19 protein-coding genes and 1 pseudogene are annotated in these 18,300 nt (G+C 75.0%); all 20 read right to left on the bottom strand.

The genetic code is table 11. The features are described 5' to 3' along the window. Positions 1–182: 182 nt before the first annotated feature. Positions 183–1,442, bottom strand: coding sequence for a tyrosine--tRNA ligase (tyrS, locus tag EYB28_RS09585; RefSeq protein WP_166847090.1), 1,260 nt, complete (start codon positions 1,440–1,442; stop codon positions 183–185). 95 nt (positions 1,443–1,537) lie between these two features. Further along, on the bottom strand, positions 1,538–1,894 hold the full coding sequence (locus EYB28_RS09580) for a hypothetical protein (protein ID WP_166847087.1): 357 nt from the start codon (positions 1,892–1,894) through the stop codon (positions 1,538–1,540). An 18-nt stretch (positions 1,895–1,912) separates the two neighbouring features. Next, positions 1,913–2,140, bottom strand: a complete 228-nt coding sequence (locus tag EYB28_RS09575) for a hypothetical protein (protein ID WP_166847085.1) — start codon at positions 2,138–2,140, stop codon at positions 1,913–1,915. Between the two features lie 167 nt (positions 2,141–2,307). Then, the gene (locus EYB28_RS09570; protein ID WP_166852089.1) at positions 2,308–3,039 is read right to left on the bottom strand and encodes a DNA-3-methyladenine glycosylase; all 732 of its coding nucleotides are present in this window, start codon (positions 3,037–3,039) and stop codon (positions 2,308–2,310) included. Between the two features lie 61 nt (positions 3,040–3,100). Further along, on the bottom strand, positions 3,101–4,045 hold the full coding sequence (locus EYB28_RS09565) for a hypothetical protein (protein WP_240930475.1): 945 nt from the start codon (positions 4,043–4,045) through the stop codon (positions 3,101–3,103). A 256-nt stretch (positions 4,046–4,301) separates the two neighbouring features. After that, positions 4,302–4,361: pseudogene (locus EYB28_RS20320) on the bottom strand (hypothetical protein); the annotation flags it as partial. 92 nt (positions 4,362–4,453) lie between these two features. After that, the gene (locus tag EYB28_RS09560; RefSeq protein WP_166847082.1) at positions 4,454–4,837 is read right to left on the bottom strand and encodes a PadR family transcriptional regulator; all 384 of its coding nucleotides are present in this window, start codon (positions 4,835–4,837) and stop codon (positions 4,454–4,456) included. 67 nt (positions 4,838–4,904) lie between these two features. Beyond that, complete coding sequence (locus tag EYB28_RS09555) at positions 4,905–5,510, bottom strand: AAA family ATPase (RefSeq protein WP_166847080.1); 606 nt, start codon at positions 5,508–5,510, stop codon at positions 4,905–4,907. Between the two features lie 97 nt (positions 5,511–5,607). Continuing rightward, positions 5,608–7,104: an argininosuccinate lyase gene (gene argH, locus EYB28_RS09550; RefSeq protein ID WP_166847078.1), complete on the bottom strand. Its 1,497-nt coding sequence runs from the start codon at positions 7,102–7,104 to the stop codon at positions 5,608–5,610. A gap of 2 nt (positions 7,105–7,106) precedes the next feature. Then, positions 7,107–8,336, bottom strand: a complete 1,230-nt coding sequence (locus tag EYB28_RS09545; protein WP_166847076.1) for an argininosuccinate synthase — start codon at positions 8,334–8,336, stop codon at positions 7,107–7,109. A 79-nt stretch (positions 8,337–8,415) separates the two neighbouring features. Continuing rightward, a complete protein-coding gene (locus EYB28_RS09540; protein WP_166847074.1) occupies positions 8,416–8,964 on the bottom strand; it encodes an arginine repressor in 549 nt (182 codons plus the stop codon). After that, a complete protein-coding gene (argF, locus tag EYB28_RS09535; RefSeq protein WP_166847072.1) occupies positions 8,961–9,893 on the bottom strand; it encodes an ornithine carbamoyltransferase in 933 nt (310 codons plus the stop codon). Before argF ends, EYB28_RS09540 begins: the two co-directional genes overlap by 4 nt. Beyond that, positions 9,890–11,176, bottom strand: a complete 1,287-nt coding sequence (locus tag EYB28_RS09530; RefSeq protein WP_166847070.1) for an acetylornithine transaminase — start codon at positions 11,174–11,176, stop codon at positions 9,890–9,892. The genes argF and EYB28_RS09530 overlap by 4 nt, the downstream gene beginning before the upstream one ends. Further along, entirely contained in the window at positions 11,173–12,099 is a 927-nt protein-coding gene (gene argB / locus EYB28_RS09525; RefSeq protein ID WP_166847068.1) for an acetylglutamate kinase, read from the bottom strand. The genes EYB28_RS09530 and argB overlap by 4 nt, the downstream gene beginning before the upstream one ends. Then, on the bottom strand, positions 12,096–13,277 hold the full coding sequence (argJ, locus tag EYB28_RS09520; protein WP_166847065.1) for a bifunctional glutamate N-acetyltransferase/amino-acid acetyltransferase ArgJ: 1,182 nt from the start codon (positions 13,275–13,277) through the stop codon (positions 12,096–12,098). The genes argB and argJ overlap by 4 nt, the downstream gene beginning before the upstream one ends. Beyond that, entirely contained in the window at positions 13,274–14,362 is a 1,089-nt protein-coding gene (argC, locus tag EYB28_RS09515) for an N-acetyl-gamma-glutamyl-phosphate reductase (protein WP_166847062.1), read from the bottom strand. Before argC ends, argJ begins: the two co-directional genes overlap by 4 nt. An 18-nt stretch (positions 14,363–14,380) precedes the next feature. Further along, positions 14,381–14,827: a nitroreductase family deazaflavin-dependent oxidoreductase gene (locus EYB28_RS09510; protein ID WP_166847060.1), complete on the bottom strand. Its 447-nt coding sequence runs from the start codon at positions 14,825–14,827 to the stop codon at positions 14,381–14,383. 31 nt (positions 14,828–14,858) lie between these two features. Beyond that, positions 14,859–15,377: a GNAT family N-acetyltransferase gene (locus EYB28_RS09505; protein ID WP_240930474.1), complete on the bottom strand. Its 519-nt coding sequence runs from the start codon at positions 15,375–15,377 to the stop codon at positions 14,859–14,861. A 10-nt stretch (positions 15,378–15,387) separates the two neighbouring features. Further along, positions 15,388–16,416 carry an SDR family oxidoreductase gene (locus tag EYB28_RS09500; protein ID WP_166847058.1) on the bottom strand — a complete coding sequence of 343 codons (1,029 nt, stop codon included), beginning with the start codon at positions 16,414–16,416 and terminating at the stop codon, positions 15,388–15,390. Positions 16,417–16,457: 41 nt separating this feature from the next. Continuing rightward, positions 16,458–18,221, bottom strand: coding sequence for a glycoside hydrolase family 15 protein (locus EYB28_RS09495; protein WP_166847056.1), 1,764 nt, complete (start codon positions 18,219–18,221; stop codon positions 16,458–16,460). Positions 18,222–18,300: the final 79 nt, after the last annotated feature.

The following is an 18,300-nucleotide window of genomic DNA, read 5'->3' as shown; positions in this document are numbered from 1 at the left end:
GGCCGTCTCCGCGGTGTCCGTTGCTCCCTGCCGGGCGAACGACGAGAACATTACACACACCTCGGCGGGGAGGACAAATTCGCAGGTCGGGCCGCATTTCCGGGTGTCCGCGCCGCTGCTGGCGCGGTCGTAGGCGGGGGCGGAGGGCTGTGGCCCCCCGCCCCCGCCTACGACCGCGCGCCTCAGTCGGTGGACGCGACCGCCAGGGTCTTCTTCCCGCGCCGCAGGACGGCGAACCGGCCGTGCAGCAGATCGGCGGGCTCGAGCACCGCCTCGTCGGAGGTCACCTTGACGTTGTTCACGTACGCCCCGCCCTCGGCGATCGCACGGCGTGCCGCCGCCTTGGACGCGACGAGCCCGGTGCCCACGAACGCGTCGACGACGAGGTCCCCCGCCTTCGCCGTGGTCCGTGGCAGCTCGGCCACGGCAGCCCCGAGCGTGCCCTCGTCCAGGGCCGACAGCTCGCCTCGACCGAAGAGAGCCTGGCTCGCGCCGATGACCGCGTCGGTCGCGCCCTGCCCGTGCACCAGCGTGGTCAGGTCGCCCGCCAGGGCGCGCTGCGCCGCCCGGGCGAAGGGACGCTCCGCCACCTCCTGCTCGAGCGCGGCGATCTCCTCCGCGGTGCGGAACGTGAAGACCTTCAGGTACTTCACGACGTCAGCGTCCGCCTGGTTGAGCCAGAACTGGTAGAAGGCGTACGGGCTCGTCAGCTCGGGGTCGAGCCACACGGCCCCTCCCTCGGACTTGCCCATCTTGGACCCGTCGGCCTTGGTGATCAGCGGCGACGTCATCGCGTGCACCGCCGCGCCGTCGGTCTTGCGGATGAGCTCGACGCCGGACAGCAGGTTGCCCCACTGGTCGTTGCCGCCGAGCTGTAGCGTGCAGCCGTGGCGCTCGTACAGCTCCCGGTAGTCCATCCCCTGGAGCACCTGGTAGCTGAACTCGGTGTAGCTGATGCCCTCGTCCGAGTGCAGGCGGCGCGCCACGATGTCCTTGGCGAGCATGGTGCCCACGCGGAAGTGCTTGCCGACGTCCCGCAGGAAGTCGATCGCGGACATCGACCCCGTCCAGTCGAGGTTGTTGACCATCCGCGCGGCCGCCGGCCCCTCGAAGTCGAGGAACGGCTCGATCTGCGAGCGGATGCGATCCACCCAGCCCGCGACCACGTCGCGCGACTGCATGGTGCGCTCCGTGGTCGGGCGCGGGTCGCCGATCAGCCCGGTGGCGCCGCCCACGAGGGCGAGCGGGCGGTGGCCCGCCAGCTGCAGGCGGCGCATGGTCAGCAGCTGCACCATGTGGCCCACGTGCAGGCTCTGCGCGGTCGGGTCGAAGCCCGCGTAATAGGTGACGGGCCCCTCGGACAGCGCAGAACGCAGCGCGGCCTCGTCGGTGGTCTGCGCCACCAGGCCCCGCCAGTGCAGCTCGTCGAGGATGTCGGTCACCGTGTCAACTCCTTGGTCAGGGAACGCGGCCCACCGCGGGCCGCCCCTCTAGTCTGCCCGACGACGAACGGGGACGACGCCACCGACCACCGGACTCACGGCGCCAGATGGTCCGCCGGGTCCTCGCCGAGGTCACGCAGCGCCTGTTCGACGGAAGCGATGCTGCTGCCGACCCCGTAGTGCGGGACGAAGGAGGCGGACGCCGTACCGTCGGAGATCCGCACCCCGGGCTGGGACGTCTCCCCCATCGCGATCTCGCGCGCCTCGACGCGCCCCGGCACGAGCCGCACGGACCACCGTGGTTCCCGGTCGCCGCAGATCCAGATCTCGGCGCGGTCACCGACCACGGCCACGGCCAGCACCGTGGTCCAGCGGCGCGAGAGGCCCTGGGTGCCGACGCCCGCGTCGACGGCGTCGGACCAGAGCTCGCGGGACGAGTAGGCGGGAATCACCACGGCACCCGGACGTGCCTAGCGGACCTGAGCGACGAGCTGGTCGCGCCGGGCCCCGTACCGGCGCACCAGCAGCGCGATCAGGAGCGCGCTCGTCACCGCCACGATCACGACGACGAGCGTGGCCGCCCACCAGTCGCCGTCGAAGACCGGCGCGCCGATCAGCGCTCTGGCGACCAGGGCCAGGACGCCGCCGAGAAGACCCACCGCCGCGACGACCCAGCGGGTGCGTCGGTACCGACGCACACTGAACCTCGCCCTCGCCACATCGTCCCCACCGGGCACGTATCGATCCTCTCGTGATCCGTCGACAGCCCCCGCGGACACGGCACCGCGACGCGGGGAGCCTGCCGACGCCGCCGGCCGTGCCGAGCGTACCCACGCGCACGTGGTGCGGGTGCGTCGCGGGCGGCCTACCGGGCCGCCCGGCCTTCCCCACCAGGGCCGCGCGCCGGCCGGCGCGCCGCCTGCCGGTAGTCCGAGACGGTGTCCTCGCCGTCGAGCCAGAACCGCCACGGGAACAGGTCGCCACGGCCGCCGTCGCCGCTCACCCCGACCCGGGGCCCGGACCGGACCACGCCGGGCGAGGCACCCTGCCGCCCGCCGGGCAGCGCCACGACGACGCCCCCGGCCGGGTCGGTGACGTCGGCGCCGTCGTCGGCGAGGTCCAGGGCGAGCGCCACGGTGAGGCGGGCCGGGCCGCGCGCGAGGTCGCGGTCGGACCGCAGCACCCCCGCCGCCCGCCGACGGCGGGCGGCCAGCGCCCGGCCGCCTCGGGGCGTGTCCGCGGCGGCGCCGACGCGCGCGCCGCCGTCCGAAACCGCGCCGTCCAGCACCTCGCCGGCGCGCAGCAGGACCGCCGACGCCCGCCCGGGCGGCCCGCAGACGACGTTCACGCAGTGGTGCAGGCCCAGGTGGCGGTAGACGTACAGGCGCCCGCCCTCGTCGAACATCGTCGCGTTGCGCGCGCTGCGACCCCGGTAGGCGTGGGAGCCCGGGTCGTGCTCGCCGTCGTACGCCTCGACCTCCGTCGGCCGCAGGGCGACCGTGCCGTCCGCCGTGCGCCGCAGGAGGACCGCGCCCAGCAGGTCACGCGCGACGTCGGTCGAGGGGCGGTCGTACCAGGAGCTGTCCGGGACGCGCATGCCGCTCATCATCGCGCCGGCCACCGACAGCGGCACGTCCGGCACCCGCGCGCCGGGCACGTCAGGCGAACCCGAACACGAGCGGGAAGACGACGACCACGACGGCGGCCCACAGCGCGTACACGGGCAGGAACCCGGTCTGCCACCGCTCGATCGCGGCGAACGAGCGCCGGCCGCGCAGGAACCCGCCGGTGAGCCACGCGGCGCGCGCCAGGTGGGTGAGCAGGAGCAGGTTCAGGCCGAGGGCGGCGACCTTGTTCGGGCTCGGGCCGAACTCGGCGATGCGCGTGAGCATCGCGGTCAGCAGCACGGCGTCGGCCGCGAGCGCCGCCACGAGCAGGACCAGCTGCAGCGCGTCGAAGAGCCCGCGCGGCGCGAGCGGGTCGCGTGCGGAGATCGAGTACAGCACCAGGCACAGCACCAGGACGAGGATCGCGTCCATGAGGATCAGCAGCCCGCGGTCGGCGGCAGCGAGGTCGCCGGCGCTGAGGAGGACGGGCAGGGCCGCCAGCAGCATGACGATGGTCAGCGGGGTGAAGACGCGGGTCAGCACCGGCGCGATGTTCTCGACCACGCTCTTCTTGGCCTCGACGAGCCAGGCGGCCACCACCAGCGCCCCGGGGACGCCGAAGGGCAGGATCCAGGACTCGAGGGCGGGCTCCAGGTCGACGTCGATCACGCCGAAGAGGGCGGCCGTCAGGCCGACGAGCACACCGCCGCCGAGGGCGAGGAGCGTCAGGTAGACGACCAGCTCGCCCGTGAACCGGACGAAGTCCATGCGCCCCGCGTGGGACCGCCACCGTCCCTCGACGTAGACGACGCCGAGCAGCGCCCAGAGCACGACGGGCGTGTGGATCGCGGCGAGCGTCCCGGTCGACCCACCCGGCGCGAAGGGGTAGGCGTTCACCACGACCGCGAGCACGAGCAGCGCGCCGCCGGCGACGGCCGGCACGCGCGCCGGGACCCGGCGCTTCCAGGCGAAGTAGGCGGCCACGAAGGGGATCACGAGCAGGCCGGCGTCGCGCGTCAGCGTCCACTCGTCGGCGATGGTCGCGATGCCGACCTTGAGCGCGAGGCCGGGCGCCGACCGCGAGCAGGAGCACGACGGCGAGCTCGCGCCACCGCGTGGCGCCCGCCGGCGCCGCGCTGTCGGCGGGGACGAGGACGAGCTGCTTCCAGAGCCGGTCGGAGTGCTCCCGGGCGAACTCGCGCGAGACGTCGTCGAGGCGGCCCATGCGCTTGACGGCCACGAGGAAGGCCTCGTCGGCGTCCAGGCCCGTCGCGCCGAGGTCGTCGACCTGCGCGCGCAGGTGGTCCTCCATCTCGTCCACGTCGCTCGCCGCGATGGCCCGGTGGCGCCGGACGTACCCGCGCCACTGGTCGATCTGCGCCTCGAGCCGCTCCGGCGCCCCGGTCACGCCCACCCCTCGGCCGCGGCGCCCGGCAGGTGCACGGCGCGCGCGTCGTCGCGGACGCCCTGCCAGACCTGGCGCAGGGCGCCGGCGACGACGGCCCACTGCTCCTGGCGCTCGGCGAGCGCGTCGCGGCCCGCGTCGGTGATGGCGTAGTGCTTGCGCCGCCGGCCGGTCTCGGACCTGCCCCACGAGGACGCCACGAGGCCGAGCCGCTCGAGCCGGTGCAGCAGCGGGTAGAGCATGCCGTCGGTCCACTGCATGCGGCCGCCGGAGAGCTCGGCGACCCGCTTGGCGATCGCGTACCCGTACGACTCGCCGTCGGCGAGGATGCCGAGGACGAGCGGGGTCGCGGACGCGGCGACCAGGTCCTTGTCGATGTGCACGGGCACTCCCATACCTAGAGCTGCAAGGGATCATTACCCTAGCAGCACGAGGTATGACCGGGCGCCGTCAGGTGCGCCGCGCGACGACGCGTCCCCGCCCGTCGAGCCGCACGTCCGCGCGCGTCTCGGTGCGCTCCCGGGCGAAGTGGACCCGCTCGTCCGCCATCCACCGCACCAGGTGGGCACGGGACCCCTCCCCGTCCCGCGCGACGGTGCGGCGCAGCCGCTCGGAGTCCTCGGCCCCGACCCACACCCGCAGGGCGGCCACCGGGTCGACCTGCCGGGCCGCCGCGCCGCACCCCTCGACCACCACGACGGGCCACGGCTCGACGTCGTGCCACTCGGCGTACGCCCCCGCGTACCAGTCGTAGCGCCGGTACCGGCCCGCTCCCCCGGCGGCGAGCGGCTCGAGCACCCACTCGCCCAGGCGCCGCGCGCCGCCGTCGGGTCCCGCCGACCATCCCTCGTACAGGTCGTCCAGGTGCACGACGGCGCTGTCCAGCGCGGTCGCGAGCTGCGTGGCGAGCGTCGTCTTGCCGGACCCCGCGGGGCCGTCCACGCACACCAGGCGCACGGTCCGCCACGGCTCGGGCGCGCCCGGCGCCGGCAGCCGCGGCCGGGCGTCGCGCACCCGCCGCACGAGCATCGCGAGCACGTCGTCGGGCACCGTCATCGACCATGTCCTTTCACGACGCCGAACATGTGGTTCCTCCGGGACTCAGGGGTCGAGTCCCGGAGGAACCACATGTTCGGCACCCGAGGCAGGTGGGTCAGGCCTCGTCGTCGGAGGCCCAGAACCGGAACTCGGCCGACTTCCCCCTCGCCTCCGCGAGCTGCTCCGCGACGCGCGCGGGGGCCGTACCGCCGACTCCGTCGCGGGAGGCCACGGAGCCCGGGACGCTGAGCACCTCGCGCACGTCCGGGGTGAGGTGCTCGGAGATCGCCGCGAGGTCGGCGTCGGACAGGTCCCACAGCTCGATGCCGCGCTCCTCGCAGACCCGCACGCACGCGCCGGAGACCTCGTGGGCCACCCGGAACGGCACCCCGTGGCGCACGAGCCACTCCGCGACGTCCGTCGCGAGCGAGAACCCCTGCGGGGCCAGCTCGGCCATCCGGCCGGTGTCGAACGTGATCGTGCGGACCATGCCCGCGAACGCAGGCAGCAGCACCGTGAGCGTGGCGACCTGGTCGAAGACGGGCTCCTTGTCCTCCTGCAGGTCGCGGTTGTACGCGAGCGGCAAGCCCTTGAGCGTCGTCAGCAGCCCGGTCAGGTCGCCCACGAGCCGCCCGGACTTGCCGCGCGCCAGCTCGGCGATGTCCGGGTTCTTCTTCTGCGGCATGATGCTCGACCCGGTCGACCAGGCGTCGTCGAGCCGCACGAAGCCGAACTCCTTGGTGTTCCAGAGGATGATCTCCTCCGACAGCCGGGACAGGTCGACGCCGACCATCGCCGCCACGAAGGCGAACTCGGCCGTCACGTCGCGCGCGGCCGTGCCGTCGATCGAGTTCTCCACCGGGCCGTCGAACCCGAGCTCCGCCGCGACGGCGGCCGGGTCGAGCCCCAGGGACGAGCCCGCGAGCGCCCCCGAGCCGTACGGCGAGCGCGCCGCCCGCACGTCCCAGTCCACGAGCCGGTCGACGTCGCGCAGCAGCGGCCAGGCGTGCGCCAGGAGGTGGTGGGCGAGCAGCACCGGCTGCGCGTGCTGCAGGTGCGTGCGCCCGGGCATCACCGCGTCGCCGGCCGCGTCCGCCTGCGCGACGAGCGCGTCGACGACGTCCAGCACCTGGCGGGCGACGACGCGGGCGTGGTCGCGCAGGTACATGCGCACCTGCGTGGCGATCTGGTCGTTGCGCGACCGGCCGGCCCGCAGCTTGCCGCCGAGGTCCGGGCCGGCGCGCTCGATGAGGCCGCGCTCCAGCGCGGTGTGCACGTCCTCGTCGCCGAGGACGGGCAAGAACTCGCCCGACTCGACGTCGGCGGCCAGCCGGTCGAGCGCCTCGAGCATGCCCGTCAGCTCGTCGTCGGTCAGCAGGCCCGCGGCGTGCAGCACGCGGGCGTGCGCCCGGGACCCGGCGATGTCGTAGGCCGCGAGCGCCCAGTCGAAGTGCGTCGACTGGGACAGCGCCTGCAGCTCCGGCGACGGTCCGCCGGCGAAGCGCCCGCCCCACAGGCTGGTGCGCTCCTCCGGGGTGGCGACGTCCGACGCGTCCCGGCCCGCGAGCTCGTCGCCGGGCTCGTGGTCGGGGGTGTGGTCGGTGCCGGGCATCGTCACAGCTCCCCGGTGCCGAGGTCCGGGCCGTTGCCGAAGCGCTCGTCGCGGGCCGCGGCCTGCTTGGCGGCCAGACCGTAGATCTCGATGAAGCCCTTGGCGTGCGACTGGTCGAAGGAGTCGCCCTCGTCGTAGGTGGCGAGGTTGAAGTCGTACAGGCTGGTCTCCGACCGCCGCCCGGTGACGGTGGCCCGCCCGCCGTGCAGCACCATGCGGACGTCGCCGGAGACGTACTTCTGGGTGTCGTCGACGAACGTGTCGAGGTTCTTCTTCAGCGGGGAGAACCACATGCCGTCGTAGACGAGCTCGGTCCAGCGCTGCTCGACGCCGCGCTTGAAGCGGGCCTGCTCGCGCTCGAGGGTGACGTTCTCCAGCTCCTGGTGGGCGGCGATGAGCGCCACGGCACCGGGCGCCTCGTAGATCTCGCGGGACTTGATGCCCACGAGACGGTCCTCGACGATGTCGATGCGGCCCACGCCCTGGGCGCCGGCGCGGCGGTTCATCTCCTGGATGGCCTGCAGCGGCGTGACGGCGACGCCGTCCAGCGCGACGGGGACGCCGCGGTCGAACGTGACGACGACCTCGTCGGCGACCGGCGGGAACGTCGGGTCGTCGGTGTAGGAGTAGACGTCCTTGGTGGGCTCGTTCCAGATGTCCTCGAGGAAGCCGGTCTCCACGGCGCGGCCCCACACGTTCTGGTCGATCGAGAACGGGTTCTTCTTCGTCGTCGCGATCGGCAGGGAGTGGCGCTCGGCGTAGTCGATCGCCTTCTCGCGGGTGAGCGCCAGGTCGCGCACGGGCGCGATCGACTTGAGGTCGGGGGCGAGCGACGTCGTCGCGACCTCGAAGCGCACCTGGTCGTTGCCCTTGCCGGTGCAGCCGTGGGCGACCGTGGTGGCCCCGAACTGGCGGGCGGCGCGCACCAGGTGCTTGACGATGACGGGCCGCGAGATGGCCGAGACCAGCGGGTAGCGGTCGAGATACATGCCGTTGGCCTTGAGGGCGGGCATGCAGTACTCGGTGGCGAACTCGTCGCGGGCGTCCGCGACGTACGCCTCGACGGCGCCGCAGTCCAGGGCGCGCTTGCGGATGACGTTCATGTCCTCGCCACCCTGGCCGACGTCGACGGCGACGGCGACGACCTCGGCCCCGGTGGCCTCGGCGATCCAGCCGATGGCGACGGAGGTGTCCAGGCCGCCGGAGTAGGCGAGCACGACGCGATCAGTCATGGGAGTTCTCTTTCCTGCGTTCGGGGTCGGGTCGAGTCTGGCAGCCGCCGCTCCCCCCGCGGGGGAGGCCGGCCGGTGGTCATTCGCCGGTGAGCTCGAGGAAGCGCGCGGCGAGGTCGTCGCCCCCGGCGGGGTCGCGGGCGACGACGAGGATCGTGTCGTCCCCGGCGATGCAGCCCAGCACGCCGGGGAAGACGGAGTGGTCGATGGCGGAGGCGAGGTAGTTGGCGGCGCCTGGCGGGGTACGCAGCACCACCTGGTTCCCGGAGGCCTCCGCGGAGACCAGCAGGTCGTTGCACAGACGGGCGAGCCGGGCGGCGACGTACTCGACGTCCTGCTCCCCCGTGCCGCCGGCCTGCACGCTGCGGTCGCCGCCCTCGCCGGGGACGGCGTACACGAGCGCGCCCGAGGCCGAGCGGACCTTCTCCGCCCGCAGCTCGATGAGGTCGCGCGAGAGGGTGCCCTGGGTCACCGTGACGCCGGCCTCCGCGAGCTCGCGCGCGAGCTCGGCCTGCGAGTGGATGGCGGTGCGGCGCACGATGTCGACGATGCGCGCGTGGCGCGCGGCCTTCGTCGCCGGAGCCCCGGTCGCGGGCGCGCCCGTCCCCGGGGCCGTTGCGTCCGTCATCGCGCCTCCAGCAGCCACGTCAGCACGGCCTTCTGCGCGTGCAGGCGGTTCTCGGCCTCGTCCCACACCACGGAGGACGGCCCGTCGATCACCGACGCGGTGACCTCCTTGCCGCGGTAGGCGGGCAGGCAGTGCAGGAAGATCGCATCCGGCGCCGCGGCGGCGAGCAGGGTGTCGTCGACCTGGTAGGGCTCGAAGACCCCCTCGCGGGCCGCGGCCTCGTCCTCGTCGCCCATGGACACCCAGGTGTCGGTGACGACGGCGTCGGCCTCGGCCACGGCCACGCGCGGGTCCGTCGTCACGGTGACCGACCCGCCGGTGGCGGCCGCGATCTCGCTCGCGCGGGCCACGACGCCCTCGGGAGGCAGGTAGCCGTCCGGGCCGGCGACCGACACGTGCAGTCCCGCCGTCGCCCCGCCGAGCAGGTACGAGGCGGCCATGTTGTTCGCCGCGTCACCCACGTAGGCGAGCCGTTGCCCCGCCAGGGCGCCGACGCCGCCGCGATGCTGCGCGATCGTGACGAGGTCGGCGAGGATCTGGCACGGGTGGAACTGGTCGGTGAGCGCGTTCACCACGGGCACGCGGGAGATCGCGGCCATCTCGTCGATCCGCTCCTGGCCGAAGGTGCGCCACACGATCGCCGAGACCTGCCGGTCGAGCACGCGCGTGACGTCCGCGACGGACTCGCGCACCCCGACCTGGGCCAGGCGCCCGTCGACCACGAGCGGGAAGCCCCCGAGCTCGGCGATCCCGGTGGCGAAGGACACCTGCGTGCGCAGGGTCGGCTTGTCGAACAGGACCGCCACGCCTTGCGGGCCGGCGAGCGGGGCGCGCACGTAGCGGTCCTCGCGGAAGGCCATGGCCAGCTCGAGGATCTCGCGCTGCTCGTCGGGCGTGAGGTCGTCGTCGCGCAGGAAGTGGCGGGTCATGCGGTCTCCTCGGGGGACTGTTCCGGGGCGGCGGGCACGTCGACGGACGCGAAGAAGCGGGCGGCGTCGCGGGCCTGGTCGGCGGTGAGGACCAGCGGGGGCGCGAGCCGGATCGCGTCGGGCGCGACGGGGTTGACGATGAGGCCGGCGTCGAGCGCCGCCGCGGCCACCTGCGGCGCGACGGGCCGGGTGAGCCGGACGGCGAGCAGCAGCCCGCGGCCGCGCACGCCGGCGACGAGCGGGTTGGCCGCCGCCTCGATCTCGCGGGCGAGCAGCGCGCCCGTCTCGCGCACGTGGGCGAGCAGCCCGTCGCGCTCGATGACGCCCAGGGTGGCGAGCGCCGCCGCGGCGGCCACGGGGTTACCCCCGAACGTGGTGCCGTGCTGGCCGCGCCCGAGCAGGCTCGCCGCCCGCTCTCCGAAGGCGATCGTGGCGCCGACGGGGAAGCCCCCGCCCAGGCCCTTGGCGAGGGTGACGACGTCGGGCACGATGCCGCCGCCGATCTCCGGCTGCTGGAAGGCGAACCAGGACCCGGTGCGCCCGACGCCGGTCTGCACCTCGTCGAGGACCAGCAGCGCGCCGGCGTCCGCGGTGAGCCGCCGCGCGTGGGCGAGGTAGCCCTCGGGGAGCGGCCGCACGCCCGCCTCGCCCTGCACGGGCTCGACGACGAGCGCGGCCACGGGGCCGCGCGCGGCCACCGCCGCCGCGGAGAAGGCCTCGTCCAGGGCGGCCGTGTCGCCGAACTCCACGTGCTCCACGCCGCCGGGCAGCGGCTCGAAGGGCTCGCGGTAGGCCGCCTTCGCGGTCAGGGCGAGCGCGCCCATCGAGCGGCCGTGGAACCCGCCGGTCAGGGCCAGCACCCGGGCCCCGCGGGGGCCGTTGCGCCGCGCCATCTTGAACGCGGCCTCGTTCGCCTCGGTGCCGGAGCTCGAGAGGAACACCCGCGACCCCTCCGGGGCGCCCGCGAGCCGCAGCAGGCGCTCGGCGAGGGCGATCTGGGTGGGCGTGCCGAAGAAGTTCGACACGTGCCCCAGCGTGCCGAGCTGCGCGCTGATCGCGGCGGTGAGCGTCGGGTGGGCGTGCCCGAGCGCGTTGACGGCGATGCCGGCGAGCAGGTCGAGGTAGCGCCGCCCGTCGGCGTCCCACACGTAGGAGCCCTCGCCGCGCACGAGCACGCGCTGCGGGGGGCCGAACGTGTCCATCACGGCGTGCGTGTACCGGTCGGTCCAGTCCATGCCGGTCAGCTCGCCGCCGGCGAGGGCGGTGTCCAGGATGTCGCTCATGCGTTCGCCTCCGTCGCGGTGGTCGCCACGTCGGGGACGACCATGGTCCCGTTGCCGCGGGTGGTGAAGACCTCGAGGAGCACGGAGTGCGGCTGGCGGCCGTCGATGACGGTGGCGCGCGGCACGCCGCCGCGCACCGCCCGCAGGCAGGCCTCCATCTTGGGCACCATGCCCGCCGAGAGGCTCGGCAGCAGGGCCGCGAGGTCGTCCGCGGCGATCTCCTCGACGAGCGAGTCCGTGTCCGGCCACGAGGTGTACAGGCCCTCGACGTCCGTGAGGACGATGAGCTTGGTGGCACCGAGCGCGACGGCGAGCGCCGACGCGGCGGTGTCCGCGTTGACGTTGAGCACCTGGGTGGGGTCGTCGACGTCGGGCGCCACGGTCGAGACCACGGGGATGCGGCCGGCGTCGAGCAGGTCCTGCACGGCGGCCGGGTGCACCTGCACGACGTCGCCCACCAGGCCGACGTCGACGGGCTCGCCGTCCACGACGGCGTGCCGCCGGGTCGCGCCGAACAGGCCGCCGTCCTCCCCCGACAGCCCGACCGCGTGCGGGCCGTGGGCGTTGATGAGCCCGACGAGCTCGCGCGAGACCTGACCGGTGAGCACCATGCGCACGACCTCCATCGCCTCGGGCGTGGTGACGCGCAGCCCCCCGCGGAACTCGCTGTGGATGTCGAGGCGCTCGAGCATGGCGTTGATCTGCGGGCCGCCACCGTGCACGACGACGGGACGCAGGCCCACCTGGCGCAGGAACACCATGTCCTGCGCGAACGCCGCCTTGAGCGTGTCGTCGACCATGGCGTTGCCGCCGTACTTGACCACGACGAGCGCGCCCGCGTACTCCTGCAGCCACGGCAGCGCCTCGACGAGCACCTCCGCCTTCTGGCCAGGCTCCAGCCCGTTCACGACGTCGCTGCTCATGAGCTGTACGCGCTGTTCTCGTGGACGTACGCGTGGGTGAGGTCGTTGGTCCACAGGGTGACCTCCGCGTCGCCGGCGTGCAGGTCGACGGTGATCGCGACCTCGCGCGACGCGGCGAGGTCGACCGACTCGCGCGGCTCGTGGGCTCCCCCGGCCTTGCAGACCATGACGCCGTTGATGCTCACGTCGAGCTCGGCCGGGTCGTAGGGCGCGACGTCCTCGGGCACGGTGCCGACCTGGGACAGGATGCGCCCCCAGTTGGGGTCGTTGCCGAAGATCGCCGCCTTGACGAGGTTGGACCGGCTGACCGCGCGGGCCACGGCCAGGGCCGCGTCCTCGGTGGTGGCGTTCGTGACGGTGATGGCGACGTCGTGCGACGCGCCCTCGGCGTCGGCGATCAGCTGGCGGGCCAGGTCGGCGCAGACCGCGGTGACCGCCTCGGTGAGCGCGGCGGCGTCCGGGGTGGCGCCGCTCGCGCCGGACGCCATGAGCACCACCGTGTCGGACGTCGACATGGCGCCGTCGGAGTCCACCCGGTCGAACGTCAGGCGGGTCGCCTCGCGCAGCGCGGCGTCCGCGGTCCCGGCGTCCACGGCCGCGTCGGTCGTGACGACGCACAGCATCGTGGCGAGCGCGGGGGCGAGCATGCCCGCGCCCTTGGCCATGCCGCCCACGGTCACGGTGCCGTCCGGGGTCTCGATGGTGCGCACCGCGGTCTTCGCCACGGTGTCGGTGGTCATGATCGCGGTCGCGGCCGCCCGGCCCGCGGCGTCGTCGTCCGCGAGCGCCTCGACGGCGACGGGCACGCCCGCGAGGAGTTTGTCGGCGGCCAGCCGCACGCCGATGAGGCCGGTGGAGGCGACGAGGACGTCGATCGCGCCGATGCCCAGCGCGTCGGCGACGGTCTCCGCCGTCGCGTGCGAGTCCTGGAAGCCGCCCGGACCGGTGCACACGTTGGCGCCCCCGGAGTTGAGCACCACAGCGCGCGCGACGCCGTCCTTGACGCACTGCCGCGACCACAGCACCGGGGCGCCCACGACGCGGTTGCTCGTGAACACGGCCGCCGCCGTGTGCTCGGGGCCGTCGTTGACCACGAGGGCGAGGTCCGGGGTGCCGGACTCCTTGAGGCCGGCGGTCACGCCGGCGGCTCGGAAGCCCTGGGCGGCGGTGACGCTCATGGTGCGACTCCTTCGGTGACGAGGCCGGCCGTCTCCGGCAGGCCGAGGGCGAGGTTCATGGCCTGCACGGCCTGGCCGGCGGTGCCCTTGACGAGGTTGTCGATGGCGGTGACGGTCACGACGCGCCCGGCGGCCTCGTCGAGGGCGACCTGCACGAGGGCGGTGTTCGACCCGGCCGTCATGGCGGTGGTGGGCCACTGCCCGGCGGGCAGGACGTCGACGAACGGCTCGTCGGCGTACGCCCGCTCCCAGGCGGCGCGCACGTCGGCGCCGGTCGCGGCCTCGTGGCCGGGGGCCAGCCGCGCGGTGACCGTGGCGAGGATGCCCCGCGACATCGGCACGAGCGTGGGCGTGAAGCTGATCGACACGTCGGCCGCCCCGGCGACCCGCAGGTTCTGCGCGATCTCGGGGATGTGCCGGTGGGTGCCGCCGACGGCGTACGGCACCGCCGACCCGAGCCCCTCGGCCGCGAGCAGGTGCGGCTTGAGGGACTTGCCCGCCCCCGAGTAGCCGTTGGCCAGCACGGCGACGACGTCGACCGGGCTCACCAGGCCGGCGGCGACGCCGGGCTGCAGCCCGAGCGTGACGGCGGTGACGTTGCAGCCCGGGACGGCGACGCGGCGGGCACCGGCGAGGTGGTCGCGCTGGGTGCCCGCGACCGACCCCGCGCCGTCGGCGTGGACCAGCTCGGGCAGCCCGTACGGCCACGTGCCGGCGTGGGTCGAGCCGTAGAACGCCTCCCAGTCCGCGGCGGACGCGAGCCGGTGGTCGGCGCCGAGGTCGAGGACGAGCACGTCGTCGGGCAGGGCTGCGGCGATCTCCCCGGACGCCCCGTGCGGGAGCCCGAGGACGACGACGTCGTGGCCCGCGAGCGCCTCGGGCGTCGTGGGCGCGAGCACCCGGTCGGCCAGGGATCGCAGGTGCGGCTGGAGCTCGCCGAGGCGCGCGCCGGCGTTCGAGTGCGCCGTGAGGGCGCCGACCTCGAGGTGCGGGTGCCGTGCCGCCAGGCGGAGGAACTCGCCCCCGGCATAGCCGGAGGCGCCGGCGACCGCGACGCGGAGCTGCTGCGACGGGATGCTGACCATATGCAGCACTATACATATCTATGCATCACTCTGGGGAGCGTCCCACGATCCGGGCACGACGCCGCCGTGGTCAGCCGGCCCGCGGGTGCGCAGCAGGCGGAACTCGCGACGCCGCAGCAGGCGCAGGACGAGGCGGGCGGGCGCGGGGAAGGCCGCACGGCCGACGTCGGGCGCGAGCGGCTCCACGCCGACGACCGTGTGGGTGCGCCCGGCCACGACGACCTCGCACCCGCCGGCCGCGACGACGTTGCGGTACCACGACACCTGCGGGCCGTAGGTCAGCTCCGCGACGAACCCGCCCGCCGTCGGGGCGAGGATCAGCGGCGTCTCGTACCGGCGGCCGGACCTGCGCCCCACGTGGCGGACGAGCGCGAACGGTCCGCGACCCGCCCGGGCGGCCCGCAGGGTGAGCGGGTTGAGGGTCCGCTTCAGCACCTGGAGGAACCCGTCCTTCACCCGGCCCATGATGCGCCCTCCCGGCGCCGCACATGCCGACTCAGGTTAGGTCGAGGTACATCACGTGCAGCCCCACGTAGCCGTGCGCCGGCGACCGGAACGCGCCCGGCACGGTGCCGATGATGGCGAACCCCAGCGACCGCCACAACCGGACGGCCGGCGCGTTCGACTCCACCACGGCGTTGAACTGGATGCCGTGGAAGCCCCGCTCCCGGTGCCAGGCGACGACGCGCTCGCCCAGGGCGCGGCCCACCCCGAGCCCGCGCGCCGCGGGCGCCACCATGAAGGAGGCGGTGCCGACGTGGTCCCCGTGGCCGGGGCGGTTCGGGCCCATCTTGGCCGTGCCGAGGACGGTGCCGTCCGCGGACTCGGCGACGACGGTGGCCCCCGGCGGGCGCTCCATCCAGACCTCACGCGCCTGGTCGCTCGTCAGGTCGAGGGGGTACACGTACGTCTCTCCCTCGCGCACCACGGCCTCCACGACCGGCCACAGGAGGGGCCAGTCGTCATCGGTCGCGGGGCGGATCGTCAAGGAGGTCGCGGGCCTCGTCGTGGTCACGAGCGGCACGCTACCCGGCCGCGGCGCGCCGCCACGCCGCGACGCCCACACCGAGCCCCGCGACCGCTCCCGCGAGGGCACCGAGGGCGGCGTGGTGCCGCGACGCCCACACCTGCGGGGCGCGGGTGCGGGAGCGGTCGTCGAAGACGCCGTGCGCCCCGTAGTCGTGGCCGGCCGGCCCGTCCGCCGGCTCCCACAGGTTCACGGGCCGGTCGGGCCGGCGGGGGGCGGAGGCCTGCTGGGCGTCGTACCCGGTCCGGGCCAGGTAGCGGTCGAGCAGCCCCGGCGCGAGGGCGTTCGCGACGAGCGTGCCCACGGTGGAGGCCCCCACCCAGTACTCGCGCCGCTCGGGGTGGTCGGCGGCGTGCAGCACGGCGTCCGCGGCCACCTCCGGCTGGTAGATCGGCGGGACGGGCTGGGCGTGGCGCGGCAGGCGCGAGAGCACCCAGGAGAACTGCGGGGTGTTGACGGCCGGCATCTGCACCATGGTCACGTGCACGCCGCTGCGCTCGTGCAGGAGCTCGCACCGCAGGGACTCCGTGAAGCCCTGGATGGCGTGCTTCGCGCCGCAGTAGGCGCTCTGCAGGGGCACGCCGCGGTAGGCGAGCGCCGAGCCGACCTGCACCACCGCACCGGCGCCGCGGGGCCGCATCCTGCGCAGCGCGGCCATCGTGCCGTGCACGTAGCCCAGGTACGCGACACGGGTGACGCGCTCGAACTCGTCCGCAGCGATCTCGCCGAACGGCGCGAAGACGGAGGTGAACGCCACGTTCACCCACACGTCGATCGGGCCGAGGGCGTCCTCGACCCGGTCCGCCGCGGCCTCGACGGCGGCCGCGTCGGCGACGTCCACCTCGACGGCGAGCGGCGTGCCGCCCCGGTCCGCGACGTCTCGTGCCGCCGCGTCCAGGCCCACGGTGCCGCGCGCGAGCAGGGCGACCCGGTCGCCCCGGTCCGCGAACGCGCGCGCGGCCGCGCGTCCGATCCCGGCGGAGGCCCCGGTGACCACGATCGTCCGCGCGTGCTGGTGCCGGCCCATGTCTGCTCCTTCCGTCGGCGTGCGGCCTCGCCGGCCGCCGGTCAGACCGTCGCGCCGCCGGGGTCGGCGGCGAGCCGCGCCGACGTCTCCAGCAGCATCGCGTGCACGAACGCCTGCGGCAGGTTGCCGCGCAGCTGACGCTCGGACACGTCGAACTCCTCCGCGAGCAGGCCGGGCGGGCCGCACGCGGCGCGGGTGCGCTCGAACCACCTCGCCGCGGCCACGGCCTCCCCCTGGTGGTGGTACGCGGTCGCCAGGGCGAACCCGCACAGCAGGAACGCCCCCTCGTCCTCGCCGAGGGCGCGGTCCGAGGGGCGGAAGCGGTATACGTAGCCGTCCTCGGTGAGCTCGTCGCGCACGCGACGCAGCGTGGCGCGCGTGCGCGGGTCCTCCGCGGGCAGCGCCCCGCGCACGGGCGACAGCACCGTCGACGCGTCCGGGCCCGGCAGGTCGGGCGCACGACGCCAGGTGCCGTCCGGGTCGAGGCAGCGGGCGGACGTCGCGGCCAGCACCCGGTCGGCCAGCGCCCCCAGCCGGCCGGCGTCCCGCGCCGGGACGTGCCGGGCGAGGGACCGCAGCCCCGCCACGCAGGCGAGCCGGGACTGCGTCCACCAGCGGTCGTCGAGCTCCCAGATGCCGGCCTCCGGCGCGTCCCACCGCCGCTCGATCCCCTCGACGGCGATCCGCGCGGCCCGCTCCGTCTCGGCGTGCCACCGGTCCCGACGCGCGGCCGCCGCGAACAGCTGGAGGACCTCGCCGAGCGTGTCGAGCTGGAACTGGTCGTTGACGTGGTTGCCCACCACGACCCTGCCCCCGGGGTAGCCGGGCAGGTCCACGCCGGGCGGCTCGTGCTCGTCCGGCACGGGGCTTCCGTCGGTGCGGTACGCGGGGGCGAGCCCGGGGCCGTGCTCCAGCAGCCGCGCCGTCGCGAACGCCACGGCGTCGTCGAGGAGCGACAGCGGCCCCGCCACGGCGGCGGCCTGCCCGGCGTAGGCCTGGTCGCGCAGCCACACGTAGCGGTAGTCGTAGTTGCGCCCGGCCCGCGCCCGCTCGGGCAGGCCCAGGGAGGCCGCGGCGACCATCCCCCCGCCCGGCTCGGTGAGGCCGCGCAGGACGGCGGTCGCGTGGCCGGCGTCGCGCGGCGCGACGGTCTCCCCGAGGTCCGGGGCCTCCCGCGTCCAGGCCGCGCGGACCGAGGGCCACGCCTCGTCGGGATCGACGGGACGGTCGCCGAGGCGCCCGATCTCCAGGACGAGGTCGAGGTGCCGGCCGGGCTGCACGGTCTCGTGCAGCACCAGCCCCTCCGCGCGGTGCACGGCACCGGCCGCGCCGGACCACCGGAAGTCCAGCCCTCCGCTGTGCCCGGTCCACGTGCCGTCGTCCCCGCGGTGCAGCCCGACCATCCGCCGGCGCCCGAACTCGGCGCGCACGTCGAGGACGACCTCGACCCGGGCGGGGACCTCGGAGGCCATGACCCGGCGGAGGAGGACGACCCGGTCCGCCTCGCCCGGGAACCCGAGCGCGTCGAGGCACTCCACCTCGGCCTCCGGCGTCACCCACCGGTGGTGCCACACGAGCGAGTGCGGCTCGTACCAGCCGCCCCAGACGTACGGCTCGCGCGGCGTCACGGCGTACACGCCCGCGCCGCCGACGAGACCCGAGAACACCGGGGGCGAGTCCCAGGCCGGCGCGCACAGCCAGGTCAGGTCTCCCCGCGGCCCGCACAGCGCCCCGCGCCGCCCGTCGGCGAGCAGCACCTGGTCGCGCAGCACGTGGGGCGGGAACCGGTCCCAGACTCGTGTCATCGGCCCTACCGTGCCACCGGCGTGACCTCGTCGCACGGCCACCGGGACACCCGGCCGTCGACCGCGGCCCGGGCCGTAG

The organism is Isoptericola sp. BMS4, from assembly GCF_011634835.1.
Classification (GTDB): Bacteria; Actinomycetota; Actinomycetes; order Actinomycetales; family Cellulomonadaceae; genus Isoptericola.
The sequence above is the reverse complement of the archived record's forward strand: the minus strand, read 5'-3'. Positions and strand labels throughout refer to the sequence as shown.